The following is a 6,591-nucleotide window of genomic DNA, read 5'->3' as shown; positions in this document are numbered from 1 at the left end:
AATCCAGCCAGCATCTTGAATCACAAACATCCGGTTTTGGGAATCCTACGATTCTCCCAAAATAGGAAATGCTCTAACCGGCAGGACGCACCGCGCGCATACCTTTTGCACGACGGTCGATACAGTCGTCCGCATCGGCGAAGGCCTCGGTATCACTGTGGAGGCCGACACGCCACGGCAGCGCGCCGGCCTCCACCTGGTTCGTGGCTCAGTTGTGGCGGATTTCCGTGCCGAGCACCTTCAGGCACTCGCGGATAAAGGCGGCCAGCGCCGTCCATCCCTTGGCCGACACCATCGTGCCATCGACATAGGCTTCCGTCGGCGAGAGGTCGATATAAGTTCCGCCCGCGAGAGTGACTTCCGGCTCGCAAGCGCCCAGCGCACCAACCTTCTTGCCGCGCACGACACCGTCGACCGCGATCAGGATCTGCACGCCATGGCAGATCGTGAAGATCGGCTTCTTGGTCTCGTGAAAGTGTCGAACGATCGTCTGCACCCGCTTGTCGGTGCGGATGTATTCCGGTCCGCGTCCGCCCGCGCAGTAGACCGCGTGGTACTGGTCGAGCTGCTTTTCCGCATCCGAGAACGTCTTGTTGATCAGCGCGTAGTGCCCGAGCTTTTCGGTGTAGGTCTGGTCCCCTTCGAAATCGTGCAGCGAGGTCTTGATCAGGTCGCCCGCATTCTTGTCGGGGCAGACGACATGGACCGTGTGACCAACGGCTTCCATCGCTTGCTGGTAAACGAAAATCTCGTATTCCTCGGTGAACTCACCGGTCAGCATCAATATCTTCTTGCCTGGCATAGCTCTTCCTCTCTGTTGTTGGCATGCAAGGCGCATCACGCGCCTTGCCTCATTCGGATGCGGGCCTCAGAATGGGGAGTCGGGGAAGTAATATTCCTTGGCGTTGGCCTGGGTTATGAGCGGGGCGTCGAGTTTGACGGCACCGCGAACCGGAGCCTGACCGATCAAGTTGGCCACGGTCATGTAGATAGCGGTCTTGATCATCGCCGGCGGATACGGCGTCTCGACCGGTGTCATCGCATCCCCGTCTATCACCTTCTTCACGATGTCCTTCATGCCGTTGCCGCCGAGCGCTAGCTTGATATCGGTTCGGCCGGACTGCTTGACGGCCTCGAGCACACCGAGAAGCATGTCGTCGTCATTGGCCCAGACCGCATCGATGTGCGGGTGCTTGGCCAGGTAATCCTGCATGAGCTTGAAGGCCTCGTCGCTGTTCCAGTGGGCATACTGCATGTCGAGCACCTTCAGGCCGGTGCCCTTGATGGTATCCTCGAAGCCCTTGATGCGCTCGTCGTCGATGACGGTGGGAATGCCGCGCAGCACGACGACGTCACCTTTGCCGCCCAGTTTGTCGATCATGAACTTCGCCGTATTGGTGCCAACCGCGATGTTGTCGCCGGCAAGATACAGGTCCTGAATGGAAGGGTCGGTCAATCCCCTGTCGACGACGGTGATGAACGTACCCATCTCCTTGATGGCTTTCACCGGCTGGGTCAGTTCCTCGGAGGTGTAGGGCAGTATCACCAGCGCATCCAGCTTGCGGCTGGCCGACAGATCCTCCAGCGCGCTTACCTGGTCGGCCGCCGAGGGCGACGTCTTCACGACGACTTCGACATCCGGGAAGGCCGCGTTGATTTCCTTTGCGGCGGCCTGCGCGTGATAGACGATGCCGGCCGTCCAGCCATGATCCGCCGCCGGGATCGACACCGCGACCACCTTCTTGTCGGCTGCAAGCGCCTGGCCGGCCACCATCAGTGCGCCGACTGCCGCAACGGCAACCCATTTCCTGCTAAACATAAATACCTCCCAGAGATATGGACCACACAACAGGCGCCCGTCTGGTCCGAAGACGAGCTATTTCGAAAATCTTTGCACGAGCATGGCGATGATGATGATGACGCCCTGCACCGCGGCGACGAGGTATTCGGAAACGAAATCCGACAACACCATCAGGTTGGCGATCAGTTCCAGGATCACCGCACCGGCGATGGTGCCCCAGATGCGGCCCTTGCCGCCCCGCAGCGCCGTTCCGCCAATGACAACGGCCGTTATCACCTGCAGCTCCCAAAGCTGTCCGGTGGTCGGGGTGGCGGCTCCCAGACGAGGCACGTAACAGATGGCGGCGACCGCCACGCATGCACCCTGGATGACATAGGCAATGGTGCGCGTCTTGACGACCGAGATGCCCGAATAGCGGGCGACGTCCTCGTTCGCGCCCACCGCCGCGCATTTGCGGCCATATTTGGTCTTGTAGAGGACAAATGCGCCGACCACCGCAACGAGCGCCGACAGAAGGATCGGCACCGGAATGCCCGCGACGGCGCCGAAATAGACCGGCCGGTACGCGTCCCGCAGCGAGCGATCGATCGGGATCGTGCCGCCATCGGTCATATAGGTGATCAGTGCGCGGAAGATACCCATTGTGCCGAGCGTGGCGATGAACGGCTCGATCCTTCCGACCGTGACGATGAGACCGTTCGCGAGGCCGCATAGAAGCCCCGCGACGACTGCTATCACCATGCCTGCCGGGATGGCCCAAAGGCCGAGGCTGGGGGCCATCATGTTCATGAACATGATCGTGACGCCGGCGATGAAGGCGACCATCGAGCCGACCGAAAGGTCGAGCCCGCCTGATGAGATCACGAATGTGGCGCCGACGGCTATGATGGCGACATAAGCGCTGCGCGTGATCACGTTGCCTAGGTTTGTCGCGGAAAGAAAATCCGGATTGATGAGGAATCCCGCCACCAGCAGTGCGAACAATGCGAGGAAAGGGCCGGCATCCGTCCACGAGAAATGGTGCTGCCTGTCGCTTCGGGCAGACATGGAATGGGTAAGCGCCGTCACTGTCTTCCTCCTTGGGCCGTGCCATGGCCTTTGTCACTGGTCGCCAGCAGCGCGATGTTGCTTTCGATCATCGTTTCGCCCGAGACCTCGCCGCTGATCCTGCCTTCGCGCATGACCAGGACGCGGTCGCAGATGCCGACCAGTTCCTGCATCTCCGACGAGATGACGATGCAGGCTTTGCCTTGGCCCACGAGTTCCTGGATGAAGGCGTAGATCTGCGCCTTGTTGGCGATGTCGATCCCGCGCGTCGGCTCATCGATGATCACGACCGAAGGATTGGTCAGAAGCACCTTGGCCAGCAGAAGTTTCTGCTGGTTTCCGCCCGAAAGCTGCCCCGCCTTGGCGCTCAGACTCTTCACCCGGATGTCGTAGCTGGAGACGGCCCGGGCGAGCGCCTCGGATTCGCGACCGCGCAGAACCAGCAGCCCCGGATGCAGAAGGCCAAGCGACGAGAGGGTCAGGTTCGGCGCCAGCCGCTCCTGCAAAAGCAGGCCCTTGCCCTTGCGATCTTCCGTCAGATAGCCGATGCCCGCGTCTATGGCCTCGCGCTGTGAACGTATCTGTATCGGCGAACCGTTGAGCTCGATCGTAGCCGTCGCCGGCCTAAGCCCCACAATGCCTTCGAACAACTCGGTTCGCCCCGCCCCGATCATGCCGGCGAAGCCAAGAATCTCGCCTTTGTGAACGGTAAAGGACACGTCCCGTGCATAACCTGGAACAGTCGCGTTTCTGACGGTCAGCATGGGCCGGCTCGTCTGGACCTCGCGCTTGTGAGGATAAAGCGCGGCGAGTTCGCGCCCGACCATAAGCTGCGCCATGTCGGCCTGGCTCAACGCATGGCCGGGATAGGTGCCGATCATCTTGCCGTCGCGCAGGACCGTGACCTTGTCCGCCAGCCGCTGCACCTCGTCGAGGCGGTGGCTGATGTAGAGAACGGCGATGCCCCGCGCCCTGAGCCCGAAGATGATGGCGAGCAAACGCTCGACCTCCCCACCGGTCAGCACCGCTGTCGGCTCATCGAAGATGACGACCCTGTGGTCGTCGAGCAACGCGCGGGCGATTTGCACGAGCTGGCGATCCGCCAGCGAAATGTCCCGGACCAGCGCGGTCGGCGACACCTCGCAACCGATCTCGGCCAGTTTCGCGGCCACTATGCGGCGCATGGCGCCATCATCGACGATTGCGCGCCTGGAGAGCTCGCGGCCGAGAAAGAGATTGTCAGTCACCGTGAGCGCTTCGGCCAGGAGGATTTCCTGATGCACCAGCGCGATGCCTGCCGCCTGCGCCTGGTGAGGTGTCCTGAAACTCACGCGGTCACCGGCCATGGACAGGCTGCCGGCGGTTGGCTCGATGTAACCGGAAAGCAAGCGCATGAACGTCGACTTGCCGGCGCCATTCTCGCCGATGACGGCATGGATCTCGCCAGGGAAAATATCCAGCGTGATGTCCGACAACACGGTCACCGGGCCGTATTGTTTGCAAAGCCCTTCCGCGCGTAGCACCGGAGCCACAGCCTGTGTGGGCTCTGGCGGCAAAGCGGTGACGCTTCCGTCGATGCGAGTGGCAACTGACATCGCGGCCTACTCGAATGCAGGCAGGAGCCTGTCCCGCGAATTCTCTATGTGCACGCGCATCGCCTTTTCGGCGGCAACCGGATCGCTGGCCGCGAAAGCGGCGAGGATGGCTTCGTGCTCGTCGAGCGCCTCCTCGGTGACCCGCGAGTGATACATCAGGCGGAAAATGTGGAAGTGGGTGTGCTGGTGGTTCAGCGTTTCGCGGATGAGCTCGTTCTGCGCGAACTCCATGACCTTGTCGTGGAAGATAGCATCCTGGCGGGCGAAGTTCGAATAACGCAGGCGTTCGTCCTTGCCCACCCGCCTGGCCATCACGCCAGCCGCCTCCTGCAAAATCATCAGCCGGGCTTCATCGAGCGCAGCGGCTGCCTTGGCGGCGGCTGCGGGTTCGAGCAGCAGGCGCAGTTCATAGAGTTCGTCGAAACGGCGCCGTGTGATCTGGGGCGCGGCCCGGTACCCGATAAGATGGGTTTTCACCACCAGGCCCTCGCCTTCCAGCCGCCCAAGAGCTTCGCGGATGGGCGTATGCGAGACGTTGAACTCCTTGACGAGGTTATCGACGGTGATCCGCGATCCCGGAGCTATCTTCAGCGACATCAGCTGCTGGAAGATCGCCTCGTAGACGTCGCCCGACAGGCTGTTGGCGCGCTGAATGCGGCCTGTCAACCGAGCGTCATTGTCGACGGTAAGGTCTGGATTCTGCATGTTTTGCCTCTTGACAGGGGCGACCTCTAACACGATGCTCCGCGCAATTCAATCCTATATCCTATACGATTTTATAGAGGATATTTCGTGAGGCAGGAAAACTCGACGACGGCTCTGGCCCGTGCCTTGCCCGAACCACGCCACGCACGCTGGGCAAGCGGTGATCTCCGATCCCCCGCTCCCCAATCCATATTCGAAGGACACACTTCATGACGCTATTTGCAGCAGCCCGGTTGCCGCATGAGATTCTTTTCGGCAAAGGCCAGCGCCACGCGCTGCCTGATATTGCCGCCAGATATGGCCGGCGCGCATTCATCTGCACGGATGAGCGTTTCGCCGGGACGCCAATGTTCGCGCAGATCAGCGCGGCACTGAGAGCAGGCTCGATCGAAACGCTCGTGTACGATCGCATCCTCCCGGATGTCCCTCGTGACAGCGTTGCCGTCTGTGCCGCCCATGCGAAGGACTTCAAGCCGGACATGGTGATCGGGATCGGTGGCGGCAGTTGCCTGGACATGGCCAAAAGCGCCGCGCTGCTGATCAGTCACGGCGGGTCGCTTCAGGACTACTACGGGGAGTTCAAGGTGCCCGGCCCCACGCTTCCGGTAATCGCGGTCCCGACCACCGCCGGCACCGGTTCGGAAGTGACGCCGGTGGCGGTGATCTCCGATCCGGAGCGGACGCTTAAGGTCGGCATTTCCAGTCCCCATCTCATTGCCGCGGTCGCGCTCTGCGATCCGGAACTCACCGCGACATGCCCGCCCTCCCTCACGGCAATCGCCGGAGCCGACGCGCTCACCCACGCGATCGAAGCCTTTACGTCCGCCAAACGCGGCGCCGATCCGCACTTGCCGCAGCGGCATGTCTTCGTCGGCAAGAGCGCCCTGACCGATCATTTCGCGCTGCTGGCCATCCAGCTCCTGGGCCGCAGTCTCGAAAAGGCGTACAGGGACGGCTCGGACGAAGACGCACGCGCCGATGTCATGATGGGAGCGCTGGCGGCCGGCTGCGCTTTCGGCACGGCCGGAACGGCGGCTGCCCACGCCGTGCAATATCCCGTCGGCGCGCTTACCCACACGCCGCACGGATTAGGCGTGGCGACGATGCTTCCCTACGTGATGAGCTACAATCTGCCCGCCGCGACCGACGAAATAGCGGCGGTCGGCGCCGCTCTGGGGGTGACGGAGACAAAGAGCGCCGAGGCGACCGCGCGCGCCACCATCGATGAGGTGGCCCGGCTGTTCGCGGCGATCGGCATCACCCGGACGCTGGCCGATCTGGGTCTTCCACACGACAAGATCGACTGGACCGCCGAGCAGGCGCTCGGCATCGATCGACTGATCAAGAACAACCCTCGTCCTTTCGACATCGCCGCGATGCGGCGGCTGGTGAGGGCCGCCTATGACGGCGACATGGCCGCAAGCTCAGTCTGACCAGAGGTGA

6 protein-coding genes are annotated in these 6,591 nt (G+C 62.2%); 1 reads left to right on the top strand and 5 read right to left on the bottom strand.

The genetic code is table 11. The annotated features are described in order from the left end of the window. Positions 1–208: 208 nt before the first annotated feature. The 5 genes from FJ979_RS26570 to FJ979_RS26550 all read right to left on the bottom strand — a co-directional run bounded on the left by FJ979_RS26570 (position 209) and on the right by FJ979_RS26550 (position 5,148). Positions 209–802, bottom strand: coding sequence for a DJ-1/PfpI family protein (locus FJ979_RS26570; protein WP_140499290.1), 594 nt, complete (start codon positions 800–802; stop codon positions 209–211). Between the two features lie 66 nt (positions 803–868). Beyond that, the gene (locus tag FJ979_RS26565; RefSeq protein ID WP_140499292.1) at positions 869–1,819 is read right to left on the bottom strand and encodes a substrate-binding domain-containing protein; all 951 of its coding nucleotides are present in this window, start codon (positions 1,817–1,819) and stop codon (positions 869–871) included. A gap of 57 nt (positions 1,820–1,876) precedes the next feature. Next, positions 1,877–2,848 carry an ABC transporter permease gene (locus FJ979_RS26560; protein ID WP_140499447.1) on the bottom strand — a complete coding sequence of 324 codons (972 nt, stop codon included), beginning with the start codon at positions 2,846–2,848 and terminating at the stop codon, positions 1,877–1,879. Between the two features lie 17 nt (positions 2,849–2,865). Further along, entirely contained in the window at positions 2,866–4,443 is a 1,578-nt protein-coding gene (locus tag FJ979_RS26555) for a sugar ABC transporter ATP-binding protein (RefSeq protein WP_140584267.1), read from the bottom strand. 6 nt (positions 4,444–4,449) lie between these two features. Further along, positions 4,450–5,148, bottom strand: coding sequence for a GntR family transcriptional regulator (locus FJ979_RS26550; protein ID WP_140499296.1), 699 nt, complete (start codon positions 5,146–5,148; stop codon positions 4,450–4,452). Between the two features lie 209 nt (positions 5,149–5,357). On the opposite strand from FJ979_RS26550, the gene FJ979_RS26545 reads away from it, so the two are divergent. Then, the gene (locus FJ979_RS26545; protein ID WP_140584266.1) at positions 5,358–6,581 is read left to right on the top strand and encodes an iron-containing alcohol dehydrogenase; all 1,224 of its coding nucleotides are present in this window, start codon (positions 5,358–5,360) and stop codon (positions 6,579–6,581) included. Positions 6,582–6,591 lie beyond the last annotated feature (10 nt).

This window comes from Mesorhizobium sp. B1-1-6 (assembly GCF_006443035.1).
GTDB lineage: Bacteria > Pseudomonadota > Alphaproteobacteria > Rhizobiales > Rhizobiaceae > Mesorhizobium.
Note: the sequence above shows the minus strand (reverse complement) of the source record. Positions and strands in the feature narration are given on the sequence as shown.